Genomic DNA, 23,496 nt, shown 5'->3' with positions numbered 1-23,496 from the left:
CCGTGCGGCCCCGGGCGTGGATGCACGCCGGGAAGACGGTCACGGCCGCCACGGACTGCAGCCGGACCCGAACGTCGAGGTTACCAGCCCGCTGAACAGCGCCTTCCGGTGCGTGCGTTCAGCCGCGGTCCAGCTCGAAGCCGCGGGCCACGCGGTACCGGGGACCACCCGGCTCGCGCTCGCTGGTCATCAGCGCCACTTCCGCGGCCTGCCACCACCGGCTCGTGAAACCACCGAAGCACTTGGTCCAACGCGCGGCGAGCCCGGGTTCTTCCCGGGGGAACCGCGCCAGCGTGAGGTGGGGCACGTACGGCCTCGCCTCGGCACCGGCTCCCGCGTCGAGCGCGAGCGGCGTCAGCTCTTTTCCGGCGGCAGTCAACCACAGCACCCCGGGGAACGTCGCGGCCTTTTCCAGCCGGACGTCGACCGCCGGGCGCCCGGCCAGCCGCTCGCCCAGCCAGGCGGCACGGGTTTCGACGTCGTCCTCCCCGTAGTAGGCGAGGGTGACGTGCCAGCGATCCGGCGGCTCCCAGCGCAGGCCGTCGCCGGGTTCCCCGAGCACCTCGGCGATCGCCTCGACGACGTCGTCCGGCGGGAGCAGCGCGCTGAACAGGACCGGCATCAGGCGCCGTTGCCCGCCCGGCGGAGCAGGTCGGCGATGGCCGGGAAGTCGTCGTCGAGGCGCTTGGCGGCTTCGCCGAGGTCCTCGTCTTCGGCCAGGTCACGCAGGTAGGCGAGGACCTTCTGGTCGTCGTTGACCACCGGGATGTTGTCGCGCCCGACGGTGGGGCGGGAGTCGCGGACGTCCTCCATCGCGGCCAGCATCGCGTCGCGGTTGCCCGCCGCGACCTCGGGCACCAGGATCTTGCGCTCGAGCATGATCATCCTGGCCAGCACGACCGGGTTGCCGATCTTCGCCCGCCGCCCGCTCATCACCTGGCTGAGCATGGGGGCGCTGATCCCGAGGACCTCGGCCAGGAACGCCTGCGAAACGTCGAACGCGACCACGAGCCGGCGCACGCGGTCACCGAGCGGCTCCCCGTACCACTCGCGCTGCAGCGCGATGTTCCGCTGGACGATCTTGTGGTCCTCCACCAGTCTCCCGCTCCCCTGTTTCACTGCGCGCACACCGTCCGTGAGCATCTTGCCATCGCGGTCACGTGCGTGGACGCGGAATTCCCTATTCGTCCCCGGTCAGGGCGCCCGGGGGCAATTCGAGTGCCTTTCTCGTCTCGACCACGTCGTCGTCGATCTGCGCGACCAGTCCGGCCGAGTCGGCGAACCGCACCTGATCACGCAGCCGCGTCACGAAGTCGATGGCCACGTGCTGGCCGTAGAAGTCCTCGTCGACGTCGAGGACGAACGCCTCCACGGTCCGCTCGCGCCCGGAGAACGTCGGGTTGGTGCCCACCGAGACCGCGGCCCGCAGCCGGCGCGCCGGGTCGGCCGAACGGGTGAACCACGCGCTGTAGACGCCGTCGGCCGGGACCGCGGCGAAGCGCGGGGTCGACAGGTTCGCCGTCGGGTAACCGAGCTCGTGGCCGCGGCCGTCGCCGCGGACGACGATCCCCTCCAGGCGGTGCGGGCGGCCGAGCGCTTCGGCGGCGGCGACCACGTCACCGGCGTCGATGCAGGACCGGACGTAGGTGCTCGAGAACGTGATCGCCGATTGGTCCTCTTCGGACAGTTCCTTGCCCTGCAGCTCGGCGCCGAACGCGGCGAAGCCGAACCGGCGGCCGAGGGTGCGGAGCAGGGCGACGTCGCCGGCCGCCTTGGCACCGAAGGTGAAGTTGTCGCCGACGATCACCGTGGCCGCGTGCAGCCGGTCGACCAGCACCTCGTGCACGAACTCCTCCGGCAGCAGCCGGGACAGCTCGAGGGTGAACGGCAGCACGCAGAAGACGTCGACACCGAGGCCCTCGACGATCTCGGCCTTGCGCCGCAACGTCGTCAGCTGCGCCGGGTGGCTGCCCGGGCGCAGCACCTCCGACGGGTGCGGGTCGAAGGTCAGCATGACGCTCGGCAGGCCGCGCTCGGCCGCCGCCGCCACCGTCCGGCTGATCAGCTCCTGGTGCCCGCGGTGGACACCGTCGAACACGCCGATGGTGACCACGCACCGGCCCCAGCTGCCGGGAAGGTCCCCCAGTCCACGCCACCGCAGCACGTCACACTCCCGTCTCTCGAGCCCACCCTAGGCGGGCAGCAACACGACCACCGCGCGGGACACACCCTGTTCGTCGGCGGCCAGGGCGAGCACCCGGCCGTCGGGACCGAAGAGCCCGTAGGTGCCTTCGACGCCGGCCGCCGGGATGCGCTGGCCGTGGCGGACCGCTTTCGCCGTCGCGGCGTCGAGGTCGCGCCGCGGGAAGGCGGCGGCGACGGCGGCATCGAGGTCGAGGCTCAGTTCGGGCTGTTCTTCGAGCTGGTCGAGGGTCCTCGCCTTGGCGAGGGTGAAGGGGCCGACCGTGGTGCGCCGGAGGGCCTGCAGGTGGCCGCCGACGCCGAGGTCCGCGCCCAGGTCGCGGGCCAGCGCCCGGACGTAGGTGCCGGACGAGCACTCGACGACGGCGTCGACCTCGACGTGGTCCTCCTCGTGGCGGACGGCGAGGACGTCGAAGCGGTAGACGGTGACCGGGCGGGCCGGGATGACGACGTCCTCGCCGGCGCGGACGCGGGCGTAGGCGCGCTTGCCGTCGATCTTGACCGCGCTGACCGCGCTGGGCACCTGCTGCAGGTCACCGGTCAGCTTGGCGACGCCGGCCGCGATGTCTTCGTCTCGCACGCCCGCGGTGCCGGCCCGCGTGCGGACTTCGCCCTCGGCGTCGTCGGTCGTGGTGCTGCTGCCGAGGCTGAGGGTGGCCAGGTAGGTCTTGCGGTCCAGGGCCAGGTGGCCGAGCAGCTTGGTGGCGCGCTCGATGCCGAGCACCAGCACGCCGGTCGCCATCGGGTCGAGCGTGCCGGCGTGCCCGACCTTGCGGGTGCCCATGATCCGGCGGGCGCGCGCGACGACGTCGTGCGACGTCATGCCGGCGGGCTTGTCGACGATGACGAGGCCGGGAGGCGGGGCGGGACGGCGGGGCGGTTTCGGGCTGGACACGCGGCAAACCCTAGCGGCCGCTCCCCGTGGAACGGAGGACGCCTCGGGCGCCACGATGGAGGCGTGACGGAGATCGAAGTCCGGGCCGCCCGGCCCGCCGAACTGGAAACGGTCGCCGGACTCCGGTGGCGCTGGGTGGCCGAGCAGGACGGCCTCCCCGGCGACGGCCGCGCCGCGTTCGTGCGCGAGTTCGCCGCCTGGGTGCGGGAGAACGCGGCCACCCACCACTGCCTGGTCGTCGTGCGCGCCGGGCGGGTGCTCGGGATGGCGTTCCTGGCGGTCACCGCGCGCGTGCCGACCCCGGCGGCGTTCGCGCGGGCCTGCGGTGACGTGCAGAGCGTGTACGTCGTCCCGGAAGCGCGCGACGGCGGCCTCGGCGGCCGGCTGATCGACGGCGTCCTGCGGCTGGCCGGGGAGCTGGGGCTGGAACGGGTCACCGTGCACTCGTCGTCGCGGGCCGTGCCCGCCTACCGGCGGCGCGGGTTCGCGGTCGCGCCCCAGCTGCTGCAGGCGGTGGTTCCGGCAGACTGGGGGTCATGCGGATCAACCACCAGGTCGTCACCTTCGACGCGGCCGACCTCGCCGCCGAAAGCCGCTTCTGGGCCGGGGTCCTCGGCGGGGAGGTGAGCGAGGACGGCGGCTGGCACATGGTGCTGGTCGACGGGGCGCCGCGGATCGGCGTGCAGCTCGCGCCCGACCACACGCCGCCGCAGTGGCCGGACGGCCCGTCGAAGCAGCAGATCCACCTCGACCTGTGGGTCGAGGACTTCGCCGAAGCGCACGAAGAAATCATGGCGCTCGGCGCCACGGTGCTGAAGCCCGCGGCCGGCAGCACGTCCGGGGACGACTTCCAGGTGTACGCCGACCCGGCCGGACACCCCTTCTGCCTGTGCTGGCTGGTCCCCCGGCGCGGGTGATCAGGCCGCGACGATCGGCGTCTCGGGGAGCGCGGCGTCCCAGCGGCGGCGGGTGATGCGGACCGGCAGCTCCTCGCCGCGGGCCTCGGCGAGGAACAGGTGGGTGCGGGTCCGGCGCCACCACACGAGCATCCGGACCGTGCCGAAGGCCAGCACCGCGACCAGCGCCAGCAGCGACCACCGGAAGTTGCCGCCGGTGACCTGCAGGAGCACGCCGACGGCGAGGGCGGCGATCGTCGTCGCCACGAAACCGCCGACGTTGACGACGCCGGTCGCCGTGCCGACGCGGCTGAGCGGGTTGTAGTCGCGGGCGAGGGCGAAGCCGATCATCGACGCCGGGCCGCCGAGGGCGAGGAAGGCGAACGCGGGCACCAGGACCGGCAGGGGCACCTGGCCGGGCCAGCCCAGCAGCACCGCCCAGACCAGCACGGCCCCGCCGATGTAGCCGCCGACCAGCGGCATCCGCAGCGACGGGCGCCGGCCGATCAGCCCGCCCAGCAGCGGGCCGCCCGCCATCGAGCCGAAGACGAACACGGTGAGCAGCGCGCTCGCCGTCGCCTTCGACTGCCCTTGGCCCTGGACCAGCCAGGGGACGCCCCACAGCAGCGTCAGGGCGTTCGGGGCGAACATCGTGCTGAAGTGGACCCAGAAGCCCAGGCGCGTCCCCGGCGTCCGCCAGGCTTCGGCGACCCGGCCGGCGAGCTCGCGCGGGCGGACGTCTTCGCGGACGGGCGGCTGCTCGCCCGCCGGGACGTCACGGACCCGGAGTGCCACGACGACGGTGTAGAGGACCGTGACGGCGCCGGCGGCCAGGAAGGTGGGGGTCCAGCCGGCGCTGTCGAGCACCAGCGAGAGCGGGACGGTGGCGGCGAGGTTGCCGATGTAGCCGACGGCCGCGGTGAACGACGTCAGCAGCGCGTACTGGCGGCCCGGGAAGTGGGCCGCGACCAGGCGCAGGACGCTGACGAAGGTGAGCGCGTCGCCGAGGCCGAGCACCCCGCGGGCGAGCAGGCCGAGGCCGTAGGAATGGGCGACGCCGAGCAGGAGCTGACCGGCCCCGAGGACCAGCACGGCGACGGTGAGGACGCGGCGGGGGCCGTAGCGGTCGACCAGGACACCGGTCGGGATCTGCATCGCGGCGTAGACGCCGACCTGCAGGACGGTGAAGGTGCCGAGCGCGGCCGCGCCGACGCCGAAGCGCTCGGCGGCCTGCAGCCCGGCGACCCCGAAGGAGGTCCGGTGGAAGACGGCGAGGAGGTAGACGGTGACGGCGGCGAGCCAGATCAGCCAGGACCGGGCGGTGGCACGGCCGGTGGCGGGCACAAGTTCCTCCAGGTTTTCGGCGTTCGTCCCCACTACTTGTATCGCCTAAGCAACCGCGAACCATAGCCGCGACCCGGGTGGTTTTCCCCACAGGTAACGGGCATCACCCGTGCTCAGAGAGTCGGCCCCCGTGATTGAGGGGACATCACGCGTGATTGGGAAGCCAACACTCGTGATTGGAGGGACGACACGCGGCGGTGTGCGGGCCCCACCGTGTCGACCCTCCAATCACGCGAGCTGACTCTTCAATCACGCGAGTTGACCCTCTGATCACGGGTGGCGCACGTCAGGCGGGGCGGGTGGCGCCGGTCACCGCCCAGTTTCCGGAGCGCCAGCGGATCAGGACCGCGGCCAGGCGCAGGAGCATGAACAGCGAGAGGCCGGTCCAGATGCCCGTGAGGCCCCAGCCGAAGGCGAGGGAGGCCCAGATCAGCGGGAGGAAGCCGAGCGCCGCGCTGCCGAGTGTCGCGTTGCGGAGGAAGGCCGCGTCGCCCGCGCCCAGGAGGACGCCGTCCAGGGCGAAGACCACTCCCGCGATCGGCTGCAGGGCCACGAAGAACCACCACGCGTGCGGGATCTCCGCCAGCACGCCCGGGTCGGACGTGAACGCGTGCGGCAGCACCCCCGACAACGCCGCGAACAGCACGCCCAGGAAGCAGCCCATCAGCAGCCCGTACCCGGTGATCTGCAACGCGACCCCGCGCGCCTGCCGGGCCGCGTTCGCCCCCAGTGCCGCTCCGACCAGCGACTGCGCGGCGATCGCCACCGAGTCGAGCACCAGCGCCAGGAACGTCCACAGCTGCAGCACCACCTGGTGCGCCCCGACGGCCTCGGTCGACGTCCGGGCCGCCACGGCCGCCGCCGAGACGAAGCACGCCTGGAACGCCAGGCTGCGCAGCACCAGGTCGCGGCCGAGGCCGAGCTGCGCGCGCATCACCTTGAAGTCCGGCCGGAGGCCGACCTTCTCCCGCGCGAGCGCCACGAAGAACAGCGACGCCGAAATGACCTGCGCGACGACGTTCGCGATCGCCGAACCTTCCAGCCCCAGCCCCGCCCAGTAGACGAGGACCGGGCACAGCACGGCCGAGATCCCGTTGCCCGCCAGCACGTACCGCAACGGCCTCGCGGCGTCCTGCACCCCGCGCATCCAGCCGTTGCCGGCCATGGTGACCAGGATCAGCGGCGCCCCGAACAACGCGATCCGCAGCCACGACACGGCGGCGGACGCGATCTCGTCACTCCCCGAAAGCACCCGCGCGATCGGCCAGGCCAGCAACTGCCCCGCGGCCAGCACGACGAGCCCGACGAACACCGCCAGCCACGTCGCCTGGACGCCTTCGCGCACCGCGTCGGCCCGGCGGCCGGCGCCGTGGAGCCGGGCGGTGCGGGACGTCGTGCCGTAGGACAGGAACGTCAGCTGGCTCGAGACCTGGGCCAGCACGACGCCGCCGAGCGCGAGCCCGGCCAGCGACAGCGCGTCGAGGTGACCGACCACGGCGGTGTCGACCAGCACGTACAGCGGCTCGGCGGCCAGCACCCCCAGCGCGGGCACGGCCAGGCCGAGCACGCGCTTCGCCGGGACCCGCTCGATCTCCTCCACGTTCACCACGAACCGGACTCTAACCGCCGCCACCGGCTTCCTTCGGGGGCCCGCGGGTGGCGGAGCCCCCGCCCTGGGGCGAAGCCCCGGATACCACTGCCCGTCCTGACCGGCGGGAACCCGGGAACTTTCCGGCCCCGCCGGCCGACGCGCTACAGCAGCGGCGCGCGCTCCAGCGCGGCGCGCAGGCCCGCGACGACCTCGTGCGCGGAGCCCGCGATCGTGCAGCCCGCGGCCTGCCGGTGGCCGCCGCCGCCGAACTCGGCCGCCACCGCCGAGACGTCGATCCCGATCGAACGCAGCGAAATCTGCCACTGCCCCGGGTGCGCCGGGTCCTGTTTGAGCACCGCCGCGACGGCCGCTTCACGCACCGAGCGGACGACGTCGATGATCGACTCGACCTCTTCGGCGCGCACCGTGCGGGCCGCGTCGACACCGACCACCGCGTGCACGAAACCCCGGCCCTGCGCGGCTTCCGGCTCCAACCGGGCCTCGCGGAGCACCGACGAGAGCATCGGCAGCCAGGCGAACGGGCGCTCGTCGACGATCCGGCGCACGATCGCTTCCGGATCGGCGCCCGCTTCGAGCAGCCGGGCCGCCATCCGGTGCGTCTCCGGGCTCGCCCGGCGGAACCCGCTGGTGTCGGTGACGATCCCGGCGTAGAGCCCGCGCGCGATCGGCTCGTCCAGCTCGGCGCCCAGCGCCTCCAGGACGCGGAACACGAGGACCGCGCTGGCCTCGGCGCTCTCGTCGACGACGTGGCAGGTGCCGTAGAACGTGTTGGTCGCGTGGTGGTCGATCACCAGCACCGCGCCGGCGAGCTCGACGCGCCCGGCGAGCCGGCCGAGCCGCTTCGGCGTCGGCGTGTCGACGCAGACGAGCAGTTCCTCGGCGTCCGGGAGGTCGTCCGGGTGGGTGAGCAGGCCGTCCTCGTCGAGCCAGCGCAGCGTCTCCGGGGCCTCGTCGGGCTCGCCGAAGGAGACGCGCACGCGGGCGCCGCGCTGCCGCAGGGCCCGGCCGAGGGCCAGCGCGCTGCCCAGCGCGTCCGCGTCCGGCCGCACGTGGCCGAGGATCGTCACGTCGGTGGCCGGGGCGAGCAGTGCCGCCGCGTCCCGGATGTCCTGCGCCGAAGTAGAGGTCACAGTGCGTCACGCTACGCTCTGCGGGATGCCTGAGTACGCGATGCTGGTCTACCCCTCGGCCAACCGGGTCTACGCCGCCTCCGCCCCCGCGCTGCTGCGCGCCGAGCTGGCGGTGTTCGGCGCGCGCCTGGCGGCCGAGCTGTCCGCGATCGACGAGGTCGAGCTCGGCGGCGTCGGCTACGTGCGCTTCACCAGCTCGGCGCCCCTCGGCGAGAGCGATCTCGCGCTCCTGTCGAACGTCTCTTCGTTGTACGCGCTGTTCGAGCTGGGTGACGGCGTCCTCCGTCCGGTGCCCGTGACACCGCTGGCGAAGGCCGACTCGGACCTGCTGACCATCCAGAAGTACGCAGGCAAGACGAACGAGCTGTTCACCAAGCTGCTGGTGAACGTGACGCTGCTGACGACGGCGGACCCGTTCTCGGACCGGCCGAAGTACCTGCTCGACCCGCTGTGCGGCCGCGGGACCACGCTGAACCAGGCGATGATGTACGGCCTGCACGCGACCGGCCTGGACGTCGACGCCAAGGACTTCGAGGCCTACGAGGCGTTCATCAAGACGTGGCTGCGGAACAAGCGCGTCAAGCACACCGCCGAGTCGGGACAGCTGCGGCGCAACAAGGTCCGGCTCGGCCGGCGGCTCGACATCGAGTACGCGCTGGACAAGGAAGCGTACAAAGCGGGCGACACGCGCAAACTGACCTACTTCAACGCCGACACCCTGACCACCGACGAGGTGCTGCGCGCCAACTCCTGCGACGTGATCGTCGCCGACGCGCCGTACGGCGTCCAGCACGGCAGCCACCGCGAAACGAGCCTGCAGCGCAGCCCGCGCGACCTGCTCGCCGCGGCCGTCCCGGTGTGGACGCGGGTGCTGAAACCCGGCGGGGCGCTCGGGATTTCGTGGAACACGACCGTGCTGCCGCGGGAAGAGCTCGTCGAGGTGCTCCGGAAGGCCGGCCTCGACGTCCGCGAGGGCGGGCCGTGGGACGAGTTCGCCCACCGCGTCGACCAGGCCATCCTGCGTGACCTGGTCGTCGCGGCGAAACCGGCGTCCTGAGTCGACAAAGCGCTACCGGGTGAGCTCGCCCTTCACCGGCGCCTGCCCGTTCTCCTCCGGAGCTACGGCGGGAGCCGCCGGAGGCGTGCTCAGGCCGCGCTTCACCGAGTCCAAGATGGACAGTCCCTGGCCGACGAGGCCCGCGGCCATCTCGCCGAGGCCGTCGGCGCCGTTGAGGATGTTGACGTTCGCCCCCGACAGGCCCCGGCCGGCTTCCTTGACGATCTGCGGCAGCTGGTCGATGAGCATCCGGTCGAGCGCGACGCGGTTGTTCGACGCGGCCGCCTCCGCCTGCACGCGCATCTTCTCCGCTTCGGCCAGAGCCAGGATGCGGATCCGCTCGGCCTCGGCGTCGGCGGGCTTGATGACCTCGGCGACCAGCTGTTGCTGCCGCAGCTCGGCTTCGCGCTGGGCCAGCTCGGTGCGCGCGTCGATGACCTCCTGCTGCGCCTTCGCCTGCGCCAGCGGGCCGGCCTGGGACGCCTGGGCCTGAGCCGCCTCGACTTCGGCCCGGTACCGCGCCTGCACGATCGACGTCTGGCGGGCGTACTCGGCCTGCGTCCGCTGCGACTCCTGCTCGGCCTCCGCCGCGGTCTTGTTCGCCACGGCTTGGGCGATTTGGGCGTCCCGCTGGATGGCGGCGTTGTGCGGTGCGGCCATCGCGGCGATGTAGCCGAGCTTCATGTCGTCGATCGACTGGATCTGCAGGGCGTCGACGGTGAGCCCGATCTTCGCCATCTCCACGGCCGAGCCGTCCAGCACCTCGGTGGCGAGCTTCTGCCGCTCGGTGATGATCTCCTCGACGGTCATCGAGCCGATGATGGACCGCAGGTGCCCGGCGAAGATCCGGCCGGTCAGCACGGACATCTGGTCCTGGTCGGAGAGGAACCGCTGGCCGGCGTTGACGATGCTCTCGGTGTCGTTGCCGACCTTGAACGCGATCACCGCCCGGACCGTGAGGGCGATGGCCTGCTTGGTGACGCACACTTCGGTCACTTCGGCCTCGCACATGGCGAGCGTGAGGAACCGGACTTTCCGGAAGACCGGCATGACGAACGCGCCGTGGCCGGTGACGACCCGGAACGGCGCCGCGCTCTTGCTGTTGCCCCCGGAGATCAGCATCGCCTCGTTGGGGGCCGGCACGCGATAACCGAACATCGATTTCCTTCTGCGAGCACTAGGAAGCGGGATCCGAGGCGTCCCACGCCACGACGTCGACCGTGCGCCGGCCCCGGGTTTCCACGACCAGGACGGTCGTGCCCTTCGGCAGCTCCGTGTCGGACCAGGCCAGGAAGGTTTCCAAGCCACCCCTGATCCTGATCAGCACCTCCCCGGGACCCCGCTGCCCGCGGGTGCCGACCAGGAGGACTCCGGTGCGGCCGGACGGGGAAAGGTCGGAGTGCATGGTGCCGACCTCCCCTCGGTGGCCGTCTCGGTGCGGGTTCACCCCCGCTGGCACCATTGTGCTCCCGGCCGGCCCCCGAGGTGGGCACTGTGAGGTTCCGATCAGAAGGCAACCAGGCGGGCCGCTCAGGCGTACACGGTTATACTCGCGGACCGTGACCGTCGAGCAACGTCCCCTGCGCGCGGACGCCCGCCGCAACCGGGAAGCCCTGGTCGCGGCGGCGCGGGAAGTCTTCGGCACCAAGGGGGTCGACGCCCCGCTCGACGAAATCGCGCGGCGCGCCGAGGTCGCGATCGGCACCCTCTACAACCGGTTCCCGACGCGGGCGGACCTCGTCGAAGCCGCCTTCCTGCCGACGTTGGAAGAGGCTCAGGCCGTGTTGGAGGAGGCCCTTGCGTGCGAAGACCCCTGGGCGGGTTTCGTCCTGTTCCTCGAGCGTTCGGTGCTGATGCAGGTCTCCGACCGCGGCTTCACCGAAGTGTGCTCGCGGACCTTCGACCCGACGTCGGGGCTGGAGAAAGCCAAGCAGGCCAACGGTTCCCGGATGAACCGGCTCATCTCGCGCGCCCAGGAAGCGGGGGCGTTGCGGCCGGACTTCCGCGGGCCCGACCTCGCGATCGTGTTCGCCGCGGCGACCGCCACCCCGGACTGGCGGCGCGCGCTCGGCATGGTCCTCGACGGCCTGCGCGCGCGATGACCTGGCTCGCGGACACCGCCACCTCGTACGACACGGTGGCGTCGAGCTACGCCGAGTTCGTTTCCGGCGCGCTCGGGGAACAGCCGTACCTCAAGGCGGCGCTGACGCTCTTCGCGTCCCGGGTCGACGGCCCGGCGGTGGACGTCGGCTGCGGCCCGGGGCACTTCACGGCGTACCTGGCTTCGCTGGGCGTCGACGCGTCCGGCATCGACCTGTCACCGGGGATGATCGACCTCGCGCGCCGGTCGCACCCCGGGTTGCGGTTCGAGGTGGGATCGATGACGGACCTCGCGCTGCCCGACGCGTCGGTCGCGGGCGTGCTGGCGTCCTGGTCGCTGATCCACGTCCCGGACGAGTCGGTACCGGTGACGCTGAGTCACTTCCACCGCGTGCTGCGGCCGGGCGGGCTGCTGGCGATCGGCTACCACGTCGGCGCGGGCACCCGGCTGAAGACCGAGGGCTACGGCGGGCACCCGATGCGCGTCAACATCCACCTCCGGCAGCCGTGGTGGCTGGCCCGGCGGGTGCGGGACGCCGGGTTCACCGTGGAAGCCGAATGGCTGCTGCGCCCGGGGGCCGAGGTGCCGCAGGCGATCTTGTTCGCCGCGAAGTAACGTTGATGAGTTGCTGGACGGGGAGTATTTCAGCGCCTTCGCGATGGTGGCCTAGTCGAACGCCTGCCCGGCGAATCGGACAGGCCGGACGGGTCGGTCACGACAGGCGCTCCCCCACGAACATCACGATCTCCGGCAGTACGCCCCGCCAGTATTCGTCATCGTGACCGCCCGGGGAAAATCGGGACACGACCGGCGAAACCGCCTTCACCAGCCGGCGATCCGCCCCCAGGAACGGGTCCGACTCGCCGCACCACACGCCCAAGGCGCCGGGGTGCAGCTCGGCCGGGTGCAGCAGCGGTTCCGCGTCGCGCCAGTTCGACTCGTCCGCGAAGACCTTGCGGCTGCGGGCGTCCGGCCAGCTGACGAACAGGGCCGCGCTCGCCGTGGCCACCGCCTTCAGGTCCGGGTGGGTGCGGGCGAAGCGCAACGCGCCGAAGCCGCCCATCGAAATGCCGAACACCGCCGATGCCGGACGCAGGTCGCGGCTCGCCAGCCAGCCGGGGACTTCGTCGGTGAGCATGCGCTGCGGGTCGTCGTCCGAACCGACGTTCACCCAGTAGTGGTCACCGTCGATCGCCGCGATGGCGAACGGTGGCGTTCCCGCGCGGACCGCCGCCGTCAGCAGGGCAGGGACGCCGAGGGAAAGGAACGTCCGCGCCTGGGCACCTCGGCCGTGCAGGGCCAGGCACACCGGCAGCCCCGCGGCCGGGACGCCTTCGGGCGTGATGAGCACCAGGTCGACGTCGGTGCCGCGAGCCGCCGAGTGCATGCGCTGGACCGTCACCGGGTCGCGCAGCGCCGACGGGTGGGCCGGCTCCGGCACGGCGGGTGGGCCGGGCGGGGGCCCGGCGGGCGGGGACGAGCAGCCCGCCAGCAGCGCGAGTGCGCTGCCGGCGAGCAGGCCGCGGCGGGAAAGCACGGGATCAGCCCCGGCTCTCCTCCTCCGCGAGCTCGTCGTCTTCGGAATCTTCGGCGACTTCGGTGTCCTCGCGAGGAGCCTTGTACGGGTCGGCGTCGCCCGCGTGCTGGGCTTCGGCCGCGCGCCGCGCGACCTCCGCGTCGGCCTCACGGGCCTTCGCGAGGAGATCCTCGATCCGCTTCGACTCCTCGGGAATCGTGTCGGCGACGAAGGTCAGCGTCGGCGTGTAACGGACCCCGGTGCCCTGCCCGACCTTCGTGCGGAGCATCCCGCGCGCCGATTCGAGCGCGGCGGCGGCACCGGCGAAGTCCGGGGGGACGTCCAGCTTCTCGCCGAGCACCGTGTAGTACACCGTGGCGTCGTGCAGGTCGCCGGTGACCTTGGTGTCCGTGATGGTCACGTAGTCGAGCCGGGTGTCCTTGACCTCGTGTTCGATCGCGGACGCCACGATCTGCGAGATCCGCTTGGCGAGCTTGCGAGCCCGAGCCGGATCGGCCATGTCGTTCTCCTAGGAAGATCTAATCGTCTGGGCCGAGCAGCCGGCGGCGGGCGGACAGCAGTTCGAACTCCGGCCGGCTCGCCACGTACCGCTCACACGAGTCGAGCACGTCACGGACGTGCTCGCCACCTTCGGCGACCACGGCCACCCCGATGAGGGTCCGGCGGTGCAGGTCGGCGTGCCCGGCTTCGGCCACCGACACGGCGAAGCGCTTGCGCACCTCGGCCAGCACCGGACGGACCACGGATCGCTTCTGCTTCAGCGAATGGACGTCGCCGAGCAGGATGTCGAGCTCAAGAGCTCCGACGAACATAGGCAAGTGAGTTTGGTGTAGTAGGGACCGCCCGGGGGTCCAGGGGGCTTGCCCAGGGGGCTTGCCCCCTGGCGGGGGTTTGGGGGTTCGACCCCCAAGGGACACCGTAGAGGCGGGGAGGGGCGAGCGATTTCCGCGAGCACACCCCTCCCCAACGAGCCTCTACGCTCGCGGCTTCTCGCGCTGCTCGTACGTCTCGATCAGGTCGCCGACCTTGAGGTCGCCGTACGAACCGAGCGTCAGACCGCACTCGTAGCCCTCGCGGACCTCGACCACGTCGTCCTTGAACCGCCGCAGCGAGCTGACCGGCAGGTTCTCCGCGACGACAGTGCCGTCGCGCAGCAGCCGGGCCCGCGCGTTGCGCCGGATCTCGCCGGACATGACCAGGCAACCCGCGATCGTGCCGATCTTGGAGGACTTGAAGACCTCGCGAACCTCCGCGCGGCCCAGCTCGACCTCTTCGTACTCCGGCTTGAGCATGCCCTTGAGGGCCTGCTCGATCTCGTCGATCGCCTGGTAGATGACCGTGTAGTACCGGACGTCGACGCCCTCGCGGGTGGCCCGCTCGGTCGCCTTGCCCTGGGCGCGGACGTTGAACCCGAGGACGATCGCGTCGGACGCGGTCGCCAGGTCGATGTCCGACTCGGTCACGCCACCGACACCGCGGTGGACCACGTTCAGCTCGACCTCGTCGCCGACGTCCAGCTGCAGCAGCGAGGCTTCGAGGGCCTCGACCGTACCCGAGTTGTCACCCTTGATGATCAGGTTGAGGCTGTTCGTCTCCTTCAAGGCGGAGTCGAGGTCCTCGAGGCTGACCCGCTTGCGGCGCGACGCGTTGAGCGCGTTCCGCGTACGAGCCGACCGGCGCTCGGCGATCTGCCGGGCGACGCGGTCCTCGTCGACCACCAGGAAGGTGTCACCCGCACCCGGCACCGAGGTGAACCCGATGACCTGGACGGGACGCGACGGCAGCGCCTCGGTGACGTCGACGTTGTGCTCGTCGACCATCCGGCGGACGCGGCCGTAGGCGTCACCCGCCACGACCGAGTCACCGACGCGCAGCGTGCCGCGCTGGACCAGGACGGTGGCCACCGGGCCGCGGCCGCGGTCGAGGTGCGCCTCGATCGCGACACCCTGGGCCTCCATGTCCGGGTTGGCCCGGAGGTCCAGAGCGGCGTCGGCGGTCAGCAGGATCGCCTCGAGCAGGCCGTCGATGTTGATGTTCTGCCGCGCGGAGATCTCGACGAACATCGTGTCGCCGCCGTACTCCTCGGCCACCAGGTTGTACTCGGTCAGCTGCTGCCGGATCTTGTCCGGGTTCGCGCCTTCCTTGTCGATCTTGTTGATCGCGACCACGATCGGGGCCTTGGCGGCCTGCGCGTGGTTGATCGCCTCGACCGTCTGCGGCATCACACCGTCGTCGGCCGCCACCACGATCACCGCGATGTCGGTCGAGTTCGCACCACGGGCACGCATGGCGGTGAACGCCTCGTGACCCGGGGTGTCGATGAAGGTGATCAGGCGCGGGTTGCCGTCGAGCTCGGTCTCGATCTGGTACGCACCGATGTGCTGCGTGATGCCGCCGGCCTCGCTCTCGCGGACCTTCGTCTTCCGGATCGTGTCGAGCAGCCGGGTCTTACCGTGGTCGACGTGACCCATGATGGTCACGACCGGCGGCCTGACCTGCAGGTCCTCTTCGCCACCCGCGTCGTCGCCGTAGGTGATGTCGAAGGTCCCCAGCAGTTCGCGGTCCTCCTCCTCGGGGCTGACGACCTGAACGTGGTAGTTCATTTCGCCGCCGAGCAGCTCGAGGATGTCGTCCGACACGGACTGCGTCGCGGTGACCATCTCGCCGAGGTGGAAGAGCACCTGCACCAGCGAAGCCGGGTTGGCGTCGATCTTCTCGGCGAAGTCGGTCAGCGAGGCACCGCGCGGCAGCCGGATCGTCTCGCCCTGGCCCTTGGGCAGGCGGACGCCGCCGACGCTGGGCGCCTGCATGTTGTCCATGTACTCCTGGCGCTTCTGCCGCTTCGACTTGCGGCCCTTGCGCGAGGGACCACCGGGACGCCCGAAGGCACCCGCGGTACCGCCACGGCCACCGGGGCCGCCACGACCGCCACCGCCACCGCGGAAGCCGCCGCCACCGGCCGGGGCACCGCCGCCGCCACCGGGACCGCCGCCACCCGGACGGAAGCCGCCGCCACCGCCGCCACCGCCACCGGGGCGGAAGCCACCGCCGCCGCCACCGCCACCGGGACCACCGCGGAAACCGCCGCCGCCGCCACCGGGACCGCCACGAGCGCCGCCACCGGGACCGCCACGGGCACCGCCACCGGGACCACCGCGGGCGCCGCCACCGGGACCGGCGGGACGCTGCGTGCGGCCCGGCATCATGCCGGGGTTCGGCCGCGGGGGCATGTTGCCCGGGCTCGGCCGGTTGCCACCGGCGCCACCACCCGGCCGCGGGGCCGGACGGTCACCGCCGGCGCCACCGCCGGGACGCGGGGGCCGGTTGTCGCCGCCCTGGCCGCCACCGGGGCGCGGGCCCTGCGGACGCGGCGGGGCGCCGGAACCGACGCCGAACGGGTTGTTGCCGACGCGCGGGGTGCGCGGGCCGGGCTTGGGACCGCCGGGCTTGGGGCCCTGCGGCTTCGGCGGGACGACCGAACCGGTGCCGCCCGCGGGGGGCGTGGCCGGGGTGTCCTGCTTGGGAGCGGCGGGCGCGTCCGCTTTCGCGGCCGGTACCTGCTCCTGGGGTGCGGGCGCGGCGGGCTGCTGACGCGGGCCGGGCCGGGGGCCGGGGCGCTGCCCCGGGGAAGCCGGCTTCGACGCCGCGGGCGCCTGCTGCTGGGGTGCGGCCTGAGCCGCGGCCGGGGCCGGAGCCGCCTTGGCCGCCGGAGCCTGCTGGGCAGGCGCGGGGGGCTTCGGGGCGGCGGGCGCACCGGGCTTGGCGGCCGGCGGGCCGGGGCGCGCCGACGGACCGGGGGTGGGCTTCTTGGCGCCCTTGGGCGCATACGCGTCGCGAAGACGGCGGGCGACGGGCGCCTCGACCGTGGACGACGCGGACTTGACGAACTCGCCCTGTTCCTTCAACTTCGCGAGCACGTCCTTGCTGGTGATGCCGAGCTCTTTCGCGAGCTCGTGTACGCGGGCCTTGCCTGGCACAACTCTCCTCATCTAGGGGAGGCCAGGCGGAAAACCCGCTGACCTCGTCCTTATTGTCTGACGCTCATGGCTTCAGCTTCACGGCTGACTCATGACGGGTCGACCTGCTTCCTTGAATCCTCGCGACCCCGGGGATGTCCCGGGCTCGTGGTGCGGGGTGGTGCGCCCGACGTGCTCGCGGACCTCGCGGGCATCGAGCGCCCCGAGAGCCCGCAAGGCTCTCGGGAAGGCTCGCCGCCGTTCGGCCTTGGCCAGGCAGTCCGGGTCGGGGTGCAGCCACGCTCCCCGGCCCGGCAGCCGCCGACGCTCGTCGACGACCACCCGCCCGGCCACCGCGACCACGCGCAGCAGCTCACCGATCAACGCCCGCCGCTTGCAGCCGACACAAGTCCGCACCGGGGAAATCCGGTGGGGCTGGTGCTCGGCTACCCGCCGCGGGCTTCGAACCACTCCTGAGTCTAGCGCTTCGACCTTCACTCAGCCGAACCGGTTGTCGCGGCGGGCCGCGGCGGACGGGCGTGGTCTTGATCACCCTCGTCGTCCACCGGTGCGGCGTCGCTGCGGATGTCGATCCGCCAGCCGGTCAAACGGGCGGCCAGGCGGGCGTTCTGGCCCTCCTTGCCGATCGCCAGCGACAGCTGGAAGTCCGGCACCACGACCCGGGCGGTCTTCGCCCGCTCGTCCACGACTCGTACCGAAACAACCTTGGCGGGCGACAGCGCATTCCCGACGAAGCGGGCGGGATCTTCGGAGAAGTCGATGATGTCGATCTTCTCGCCGGCCAGCTCGCTCATCACGTTGCGCACGCGCGCGCCGACCGGGCCGATGCAGGCGCCCTTGGCGTTGACGCCCGCCACGGTGGACTTGACCGCGATCTTCGTGCGGTGTCCCGGCTCGCGCGCCACGGCGGCGATCTCGACCGTCCCGTCGGCGATCTCGGGCACCTCCAGCGCGAACAGCTTGCGCACCAGGTTGGGGTGCGAGCGCGAGAGCGTGATCTGCGGGCCGCGGTTGCTGCGCGACACGGTGACCACGTACGCCTTGATCCGGCTGCCGTGCTCGTAGGACTCCCCGGCGACCTGCTCGCCGGAAGGCAGCACGCCCTCGGTGTCACCCACCTGGACCACGACCATGCCGCGCGCGTTGGCGCGGGCGTCGCGCTGGATGACACCGGCGACGATCTCGCCCTCCTTGGTGGAGAACTCGCCGAAGGTCTTCTCGTGCTCGGCGTCACGCAGCCGCTGCAGGATGACCTGGCGCGCGGTGGTGGCGGCGATCCGGCCGAACCCCTCGGGGGTGTCGTCCCACTCCTCGTCGACCTCGCCGTCGTGGGTCAGCGTGTGCGCGAGCACGCGCACCAGGCCCGTCTTGCGGTCGATGTCGATGCGGGCGTGCGACTGGTGGCCCTCGGTGTGCTTGTAAGCGGTGAGCAAGGCCGTCTCGATGGCCTCGATCACCGTTTCGAAGGGGATGTCCTTGTCCCGTTCGATCGCCCGCAACGCGGCGATGTCGACGTTCACTTCGACCCCTTCTCCGTCTCGGCCTGACCGGCAGCGATCATGCCGGACGCGTCGTTTTCGAGCAGTTTCAGGTCCTCGGCGGGCGGCTGCTTGAACTCGATCTCCACGACCGCCTTCGCCACGTCGGCGTAGCGGACGTCGCGGAGCTTGCCGCCGGCCAGGACGCGGGCGGCGTCCTCGCCCGCGTGACCGACCCGGCCGACGAAGGGCGCGCCCTCCGCCGGGCTGACCTTCACCAGGCGGAATTTCGCGCGCCGCCAGTGCCGCGGCTGGGTCAGCGGCCGGTCGAGACCCGGCGAGGTGACCTCCAGCGTGTAGGCGCTCGCGAGCACGTGCTCGTTCTCGTCGAGCGTCGCCGAGACCGTGCGGCTGATCTCGGCGATCTCGTCCAGCCCGACCCCGTCGTCGGAATCGACGACGACCTTGACCAGCTGGCGCCGGCCGGCCTGCTGCACCTCGAACGAATCGAGGTCGAAACCCGCGGCGGTGACGGCTTCGGCCACTATCGGCTGAAGCCGGCTGGCGAGTTCTCCTGGCACGTGGGGCTCTCCTTGTTTCGGACCGGGGGTACGCGGGTCGGTGGTGGACCAGCTTATCCGGTCGCCCGCTCGGCCCGCGCGAGCGGCGGGGCCGCCCCGGGGCCTGGCAGGATGGGGCGGCGTGACCGGAAGACCGACCGAGCTGACCCGCCGCGGCGCCCTCCGAGCGGGGGCGCTGGCCGCATTGGCCGTTCCCCTCGCCGCCTGCGGGCCCGGCTACGACGAAAGCCCCGACCCGTTGCAGCCGCTGCTGGCCGCCGCCCAGGCGGACGCCGACGCCGCGCGGGCGCTGGCCAAGGGCGCCGACGCCGACGCCGCCGGCCAGCTGGCCGATGCGCGCGCGGCCCACGCGGCCGCGTTGAAGTCCGAAGTGGACCGGCTGAACCGGCCCAAGCCGTCGCCGTCCGCGGCCCCACCGGCCCCCGCGGCGCTGGGCGGCCTGAAGGACCGGCTGGCGGCCGCCCGCAAGCAGGCCGAAGACCTCGTCGGCGGGCTGCCGCGCTACCGCGCCGGGCTGGTCGCGGCGGTGGCGGCGGGCTGCGCGGCGCTGCAGCGCACCGCCCCCGCGCTGGGGCCGGGCGAGGACGCCCCGAAGGTGGGGACGGCCCCGGCCGGCGCGGTGCCCCCGGAGGCGGTCGACCCGCTGCAGGTGGCACTGGCGGCCGAGCACGCGGCGATGTGGGTGTACGGGCTGGTCAGCGCGTTCCTGCCGGGCGAATTCGGCGACGCGCAGAAGAGCGGCACGGCGGAGCACGCCCTGCGCCGCGACTACCTGCAGACGACGCTCTCGGCGGCCGGGGCGACCCCGGTGGCCCCGGAGGCGGCGTACGTGCCGAAGACCCCGGTGACGGACGCGAAGTCGGCGTCCCAGGTGGTGGCGACGGCCGAAGCGGACTGCGCGGCCGCGTGGCTCGCGGTGATCGACCACACCGACGACGCCGGCCTGCGCACGACGGCGCTGCACGCCCTGGTGGCGGCCTCGCGGCGAGGCACGCCGTGGCGCTCCGAGGCGGGCGAGAAGCCGGTGGCGATCGCCATGCCCGGCCAGACGAGCTGACCCCGCGTCGTGAGTGGTAAGGCGGGTTAGAACCCGCCTTACCACTCACGACCGGCCGCGGCAGGGCGCCCGGGTCAGGGGTGCAGGTCGGCCGACAGGCGGAGGGCGTCGTCGGCGATGCTCTCGATCAGGTCCTTGTCCTTGTGCTTGGCGTAGAAATCGGCCAGCACGATCGTCGTGTTCGTGCCCTCGACCTTCGACGAGTAGGCCGCGTCCGCGCCGCTCACGCTCGGCGTGCCGGTGCCGGCGAACGTCTTGTCCTTCACCATGTCGGTGACGTTGCCGGTCTCGTCCTGCTCGGTCAGCGCCTTGAGCGCCTTCGCCTTCGCCGAGTCCGGCATGCCGACCAGCGCCACGGACACCAGCGCCTTCGCGCCGCCCGACTCCGTCGTGTACAGCGCGCGCACCAGCGACTGGCACGGCGTGTCCTGGAAGAAGGCCTTCGTCTTGCCGTAGGACTTCTCGACGCAGTCCGTCGTCTTCGCCGGCCCCGCGACCAGGGTGAACTTGAACTTCCCGGTGTTCTGCGCCGGCGGCTGCGCGACCGGCCCGTCCGGCGTCGAGTCGTGCCGGATCAGGAACCACAGCAGCCCGGAGACGACGGCGATCGCGACCAGCCCGGCCCCCCTGAGCAGCAGGGACCGGGTGTCACGAGCCGGCGGCCCCGGCACGGGCGGGCGGGGCTGCGGGGGTACCGCGCCCAGCGGGGCCGTGGTGTCGGACGGGCCTGGGGTGAAATGCGCACCAACCACAGGGTCATACGGTAGTTCACTTCACTTTCGAGGTTCACTCGAATGCGGGTAAGACGCGTTCGACGTCGTCAAGGGTGTTGTAGAGGTGGAAACCGACCCGCACCCGGCCGCCGCGGACGCTCGACACGACGCCCGCCTCGGCGACCCGGGCCGGGTCGCCCTCGAGCGACACGATCGCGGTGCCGCGCGGCGGCCGGCCCAGCTTCTCCAGCAGCGTGTCCGCGAGGCCGGTGTTGTGCGCCCGGACCTGGGCGAGGTCGAGGCCGGCGAAGTACTCCAGCGCCACCGCCGAGCCGACCTGGGCCAGCCAGGCGGGCGAGAGGTCGAACGCGCGGGCGTCGCCGGCCAGCCGCAGCGGGAGGCCGTAGACCGTGGCCCACGGGTCCTCCCCCGCGTACCAGTTCGCCGCGACCGCGCGGGTGCGCTCCTGCGCGTCCGGCCGCACCGCGAGCCACGCGCTGCCGCGCGGCGAGCCGAGCCACTTGTAGGCCGTCCCGGCCACCCAGTCCGCCCAGGCGAGGTCCAGCGGCAGCCAGCCGACCGCCTGCGTCGCATCCAGCAGCACCGCCGCCCCGGCGGCCTCGGCCGCGGCCCGCAGCGCCGGGAGGTCCACGATCCGGCCGTCGGCGGACTGGACGACGCTCACCGCGACGACGTCGTGGCCCTCGACCCGCGCGGGCAGCTCGGCCAAGGGCACCTCGGTCACCGTGACACCGGGGTGCGCCGCGAAGGGGAACGTCACGCTGGTGAAGTCGCCCTCGGCGGCGAGCACGCGGGTGCCGGCGGGCAGCGCCGCGGTGACGTTGGCGATGAGCTGCGAGACCGAGGCGCCGCTCGCGACGCGCCCGGGCTCGACGCCGACCAGCCGGGCGAACCCGGCCCGCGCCCGCGTGACGTACTCGTCGAACTCGTCCGGCCGGATCGCGCCGGTCCGCCACCGTTCCACCGATTCGGCCACGGCTTCGGCCACCGGCGCGGGCGGGATGCCGACGCTGGGCGTGTTCAGGTATCCGGGCGGGGCGGCGAAGTCGGTTCCGAAGGCACGCATGCCCCCGAGCCAAGCAGACCGGGCCGGGGCGGCCCACCCGAATTTACGGCAGCAGCGCGGTGACGTCGGCGTAGGACGGCGGGCTCAGCGGCAGGTCACGGCCGTCGCGCACGGCCAGCGCCGTTTCCGCCGCGGCGGCGAGCGCCATCCGGTACGGCAGCGAACCGAGGCTGACCCGCGCGACGCCCAGCTCCGCCAGCCCGGCCACGGTGACCTTGCCGGGCAGGAACAGGAGGTTGAGCGGCAGGCCGGCGCCGACGATGCGCTCGACGTCGGCCGGCTCGGCGAGGCCGGGCACGAAGACGCCGTCCGCACCCGCCGCCGCGTACGCCCGCACCCGCCGCTCGGCCTCGGCGAGCGAGCGGTCGCCCGCCCAGTGCGTGTCAGTCCGGGCGTTGACGAACAGGCCGGGTGCGCGCTCCTTGACCGCCGTGACCAGGGCGCACTGGACCTCGACCGGGGCGAGCGAGCCGTCGATCCGGCCGTCTTCGAGGTTGACGCCGACGACGCCCGCACCGGCCAGCTCGGCCGCGAGATCGGCGACCGCCGCCGGGTCCGCGCTGAAGCCGTCGGCGATGTCGACGCTGACGAGCACGTCCAGCCGCGCCAGGCGGGTGGCGAGGGCGACGGTCGCGTCGCGCGTCGACGGCGCCCCATCCGGCTCCCCCGCCGCCGCCGAGACGCCGAGGCTGGTCGTGCCCAGGGCGCGGAAGCCCTGCGCGGCGAGGAAGGCGCCGACGCCGAACTCCCACGCGTTCGGCAGCAGCAGCGGGGATCCGGGGACGTGCAGGGCACGGAATTCGTCCATGCCCCGAACCTAGGCCCGCGTCGCTTCGGCGGGCACCGAAGCGAACTGCGCCAGCACCCCCTGACCGTGTCGTCCCGGCAATCACGCGTGTCGGCTCCTCAATCACGCGTGTCGACCCTTCGCGCACGAACGACGTGTGCGGGAACGGTCGACGCGCGTGATCCCGGGGTCGACACGCGTGCTCGGAGGGACGACACGACGTCAGCCTCCGCCGCCGCCGGAGGCCGCGGAGATCGCTGCCGTGCGGGCGGCGCGGAGTTCGCGGATCACCTTGCGCAGGGCCGGGACCGCGGCACCCGCCTGCTCCTCCAGCCGGGCGAGCCGGTCGCGGTGGCGGCGGCGCTCGGCTCGCGGGAGCACGTCACCCAGCTCGACCACCGCGGCCAGCGACGTCAGGGCCGCGATGTCCGCGGACACCGGCGCGTCACCGCGCAACGCCGCCCGCACCTCGTCCCGCAACGCGGCCGCGGAAGCCGGCTCGCGGACCTCCGGACGGCGACGCGGGAACAGCCCCAGCACCCGGGACGTCCGCAGCGTGATCACCCCCGCCGCGTCGAGCTGCGCCTCCAGCGAATGCAACGTCCCGCGCGCCCCGCGGCGCACCCAGGCGCGCCACTTCCGATGCGGTTCGGCGGTGAGCTCGGCGAGCAGGTCGTCGAGCACCAGGTGACCGGTGCCGCCCGCGCCGGTCACCGCCGGCCGGCCGGCGTCGTCGGCGACCTGGCCGCGCAGCACCAGGTCCGTCAGCGCCGCCGCGCGGACCAGCAGCGCCACGCGCTCGCGGTCCGGCAACCGGTTCCGCGCGGTGTCGCACGCCAGCAGGTAAGCCCGGGCGGGCAAGGACAGCTCGCTCATCTCAGGTTCCGTCCCTCGTCGTCGGGTCCCCAGTCCACCGGATCCGGGGCGCGGGCGGAACCGGACGACGGCGGTGATCGCGGCGACGAACGTTGCCGCCTTCCCCGGCGGCCCGCAACTTTGGTTGCGCATCCGGGGCGACGGCCCGGGACAGCCGTTACCTTGA

At 72.8% G+C, this 23,496-nt stretch carries 25 protein-coding genes and 1 pseudogene; 6 read left to right on the top strand and 20 right to left on the bottom strand.

Going from position 1 to position 23,496, the window contains the following annotated elements; all coding sequences use genetic code 11:
• Positions 1–118 precede the first annotated feature (118 nt).
• The 4 genes from thpR to truB all read right to left on the bottom strand — a co-directional run bounded on the left by thpR (position 119) and on the right by truB (position 3,097).
• Complete coding sequence (thpR, locus tag C2L58_RS01245) at positions 119–622, bottom strand: RNA 2',3'-cyclic phosphodiesterase (RefSeq protein ID WP_103335085.1); 504 nt, start codon at positions 620–622, stop codon at positions 119–121.
• Positions 622–1,095, bottom strand: coding sequence for a helix-turn-helix transcriptional regulator (locus tag C2L58_RS01240; protein ID WP_103335084.1), 474 nt, complete (start codon positions 1,093–1,095; stop codon positions 622–624). Before C2L58_RS01240 ends, thpR begins: the two co-directional genes overlap by 1 nt.
• Before the next feature lie 85 nt (positions 1,096–1,180).
• Positions 1,181–2,164, bottom strand: a complete 984-nt coding sequence (locus tag C2L58_RS01235; RefSeq protein ID WP_199191041.1) for a bifunctional riboflavin kinase/FAD synthetase — start codon at positions 2,162–2,164, stop codon at positions 1,181–1,183.
• A 27-nt stretch (positions 2,165–2,191) separates the two neighbouring features.
• The gene (truB, locus tag C2L58_RS01230) at positions 2,192–3,097 is read right to left on the bottom strand and encodes a tRNA pseudouridine(55) synthase TruB (protein ID WP_103335082.1); all 906 of its coding nucleotides are present in this window, start codon (positions 3,095–3,097) and stop codon (positions 2,192–2,194) included.
• 63 nt (positions 3,098–3,160) lie between these two features.
• On the opposite strand from truB, the pseudogene C2L58_RS01225 reads away from it, so the two are divergent.
• Both C2L58_RS01225 and C2L58_RS01220 read left to right on the top strand, forming a co-directional pair.
• A pseudogene (locus C2L58_RS01225) lies at positions 3,161–3,616 on the top strand (GNAT family N-acetyltransferase); the annotation flags it as partial.
• Positions 3,617–3,633: 17 nt separating this feature from the next.
• Complete coding sequence (locus tag C2L58_RS01220; RefSeq protein WP_103335080.1) at positions 3,634–4,014, top strand: VOC family protein; 381 nt, start codon at positions 3,634–3,636, stop codon at positions 4,012–4,014.
• Here the strand turns inward: C2L58_RS01220 and C2L58_RS01215 are convergent, their stop codons facing one another.
• The 3 genes from C2L58_RS01215 to C2L58_RS01205 form a co-directional block, all read right to left on the bottom strand.
• On the bottom strand, positions 4,015–5,337 hold the full coding sequence (locus tag C2L58_RS01215; RefSeq protein WP_103335175.1) for an MFS transporter: 1,323 nt from the start codon (positions 5,335–5,337) through the stop codon (positions 4,015–4,017).
• Positions 5,338–5,623: 286 nt separating this feature from the next.
• Positions 5,624–6,943: an MATE family efflux transporter gene (locus tag C2L58_RS01210; protein WP_103335079.1), complete on the bottom strand. Its 1,320-nt coding sequence runs from the start codon at positions 6,941–6,943 to the stop codon at positions 5,624–5,626.
• A gap of 146 nt (positions 6,944–7,089) precedes the next feature.
• Positions 7,090–8,079: a DHH family phosphoesterase gene (locus C2L58_RS01205; RefSeq protein WP_103335077.1), complete on the bottom strand. Its 990-nt coding sequence runs from the start codon at positions 8,077–8,079 to the stop codon at positions 7,090–7,092.
• A 25-nt stretch (positions 8,080–8,104) separates the two neighbouring features.
• Here C2L58_RS01205 and C2L58_RS01200 point away from each other — a divergent pair, with 25 nt between their 5' ends.
• Positions 8,105–9,136, top strand: coding sequence for a TRM11 family SAM-dependent methyltransferase (locus C2L58_RS01200; RefSeq protein WP_199191040.1), 1,032 nt, complete (start codon positions 8,105–8,107; stop codon positions 9,134–9,136).
• A gap of 12 nt (positions 9,137–9,148) precedes the next feature.
• On the opposite strand, the gene C2L58_RS01195 is transcribed toward C2L58_RS01200, so the two are convergent.
• The gene (locus C2L58_RS01195) at positions 9,149–10,294 is read right to left on the bottom strand and encodes an SPFH domain-containing protein (RefSeq protein WP_103335074.1); all 1,146 of its coding nucleotides are present in this window, start codon (positions 10,292–10,294) and stop codon (positions 9,149–9,151) included.
• A gap of 19 nt (positions 10,295–10,313) precedes the next feature.
• Positions 10,314–10,541 carry a hypothetical protein gene (locus C2L58_RS01190; RefSeq protein ID WP_003084005.1) on the bottom strand — a complete coding sequence of 76 codons (228 nt, stop codon included), beginning with the start codon at positions 10,539–10,541 and terminating at the stop codon, positions 10,314–10,316.
• A 154-nt stretch (positions 10,542–10,695) separates the two neighbouring features.
• Between C2L58_RS01190 and C2L58_RS01185 the strand changes: the two genes are divergently transcribed.
• On the top strand, positions 10,696–11,238 hold the full coding sequence (locus C2L58_RS01185) for a TetR/AcrR family transcriptional regulator (protein ID WP_103335072.1): 543 nt from the start codon (positions 10,696–10,698) through the stop codon (positions 11,236–11,238).
• Positions 11,235–11,852, top strand: a complete 618-nt coding sequence (locus tag C2L58_RS01180) for a class I SAM-dependent DNA methyltransferase (RefSeq protein WP_103335071.1) — start codon at positions 11,235–11,237, stop codon at positions 11,850–11,852. The genes C2L58_RS01185 and C2L58_RS01180 overlap by 4 nt, the downstream gene beginning before the upstream one ends.
• Positions 11,853–11,949: 97 nt before the next feature.
• Here C2L58_RS01180 and C2L58_RS01175 read toward each other — a convergent pair whose 3' ends face one another.
• From C2L58_RS01175 to rimP, 7 genes are all read right to left on the bottom strand, one after another.
• Positions 11,950–12,774: an alpha/beta hydrolase gene (locus C2L58_RS01175; RefSeq protein WP_103335069.1), complete on the bottom strand. Its 825-nt coding sequence runs from the start codon at positions 12,772–12,774 to the stop codon at positions 11,950–11,952.
• Between the two features lie 4 nt (positions 12,775–12,778).
• Positions 12,779–13,273 carry a 30S ribosome-binding factor RbfA gene (gene rbfA / locus C2L58_RS01170; RefSeq protein ID WP_103335068.1) on the bottom strand — a complete coding sequence of 165 codons (495 nt, stop codon included), beginning with the start codon at positions 13,271–13,273 and terminating at the stop codon, positions 12,779–12,781.
• A 19-nt stretch (positions 13,274–13,292) separates the two neighbouring features.
• Positions 13,293–13,586: a DUF503 domain-containing protein gene (locus C2L58_RS01165; protein ID WP_091315631.1), complete on the bottom strand. Its 294-nt coding sequence runs from the start codon at positions 13,584–13,586 to the stop codon at positions 13,293–13,295.
• Positions 13,587–13,748: 162 nt separating this feature from the next.
• Positions 13,749–16,751 (bottom strand): translation initiation factor IF-2, encoded by a 3,003-nt coding sequence (gene infB / locus C2L58_RS01160; RefSeq protein ID WP_103335066.1) that lies wholly within the window; start codon positions 16,749–16,751, stop codon positions 13,749–13,751.
• Between the two features lie 78 nt (positions 16,752–16,829).
• The gene (locus C2L58_RS01155; protein ID WP_103335065.1) at positions 16,830–17,147 is read right to left on the bottom strand and encodes a YlxR family protein; all 318 of its coding nucleotides are present in this window, start codon (positions 17,145–17,147) and stop codon (positions 16,830–16,832) included.
• Between the two features lie 77 nt (positions 17,148–17,224).
• Positions 17,225–18,271: a transcription termination factor NusA gene (nusA, locus tag C2L58_RS01150; protein ID WP_103335063.1), complete on the bottom strand. Its 1,047-nt coding sequence runs from the start codon at positions 18,269–18,271 to the stop codon at positions 17,225–17,227.
• On the bottom strand, positions 18,268–18,810 hold the full coding sequence (gene rimP, locus C2L58_RS01145; protein WP_103335061.1) for a ribosome maturation factor RimP: 543 nt from the start codon (positions 18,808–18,810) through the stop codon (positions 18,268–18,270). Before rimP ends, nusA begins: the two co-directional genes overlap by 4 nt.
• A gap of 121 nt (positions 18,811–18,931) precedes the next feature.
• Between rimP and C2L58_RS01140 the strand changes: the two genes are divergently transcribed.
• Positions 18,932–19,867 (top strand): ferritin-like domain-containing protein, encoded by a 936-nt coding sequence (locus C2L58_RS01140; protein WP_103335060.1) that lies wholly within the window; start codon positions 18,932–18,934, stop codon positions 19,865–19,867.
• 74 nt (positions 19,868–19,941) lie between these two features.
• Here the strand turns inward: C2L58_RS01140 and C2L58_RS01135 are convergent, their stop codons facing one another.
• The 4 genes from C2L58_RS01135 to C2L58_RS01115 form a co-directional block, all read right to left on the bottom strand.
• Positions 19,942–20,538, bottom strand: coding sequence for a hypothetical protein (locus tag C2L58_RS01135; protein ID WP_103335058.1), 597 nt, complete (start codon positions 20,536–20,538; stop codon positions 19,942–19,944).
• A 115-nt stretch (positions 20,539–20,653) separates the two neighbouring features.
• Positions 20,654–21,667, bottom strand: a complete 1,014-nt coding sequence (locus C2L58_RS01130) for an aminotransferase class V-fold PLP-dependent enzyme (RefSeq protein ID WP_103335056.1) — start codon at positions 21,665–21,667, stop codon at positions 20,654–20,656.
• A 43-nt stretch (positions 21,668–21,710) separates the two neighbouring features.
• Positions 21,711–22,475, bottom strand: a complete 765-nt coding sequence (locus tag C2L58_RS01125; protein WP_103335055.1) for an isocitrate lyase/PEP mutase family protein — start codon at positions 22,473–22,475, stop codon at positions 21,711–21,713.
• 201 nt (positions 22,476–22,676) lie between these two features.
• Positions 22,677–23,330: a GOLPH3/VPS74 family protein gene (locus tag C2L58_RS01115; protein ID WP_103335053.1), complete on the bottom strand. Its 654-nt coding sequence runs from the start codon at positions 23,328–23,330 to the stop codon at positions 22,677–22,679.
• Positions 23,331–23,496 lie beyond the last annotated feature (166 nt).

It is taken from the genome of Amycolatopsis sp. CA-126428 (assembly GCF_002904335.1).
In the GTDB taxonomy this organism is placed as follows: domain Bacteria; phylum Actinomycetota; class Actinomycetes; order Mycobacteriales; family Pseudonocardiaceae; genus Amycolatopsis.
This window is presented reverse-complemented; position numbering and strand designations above follow the sequence as displayed.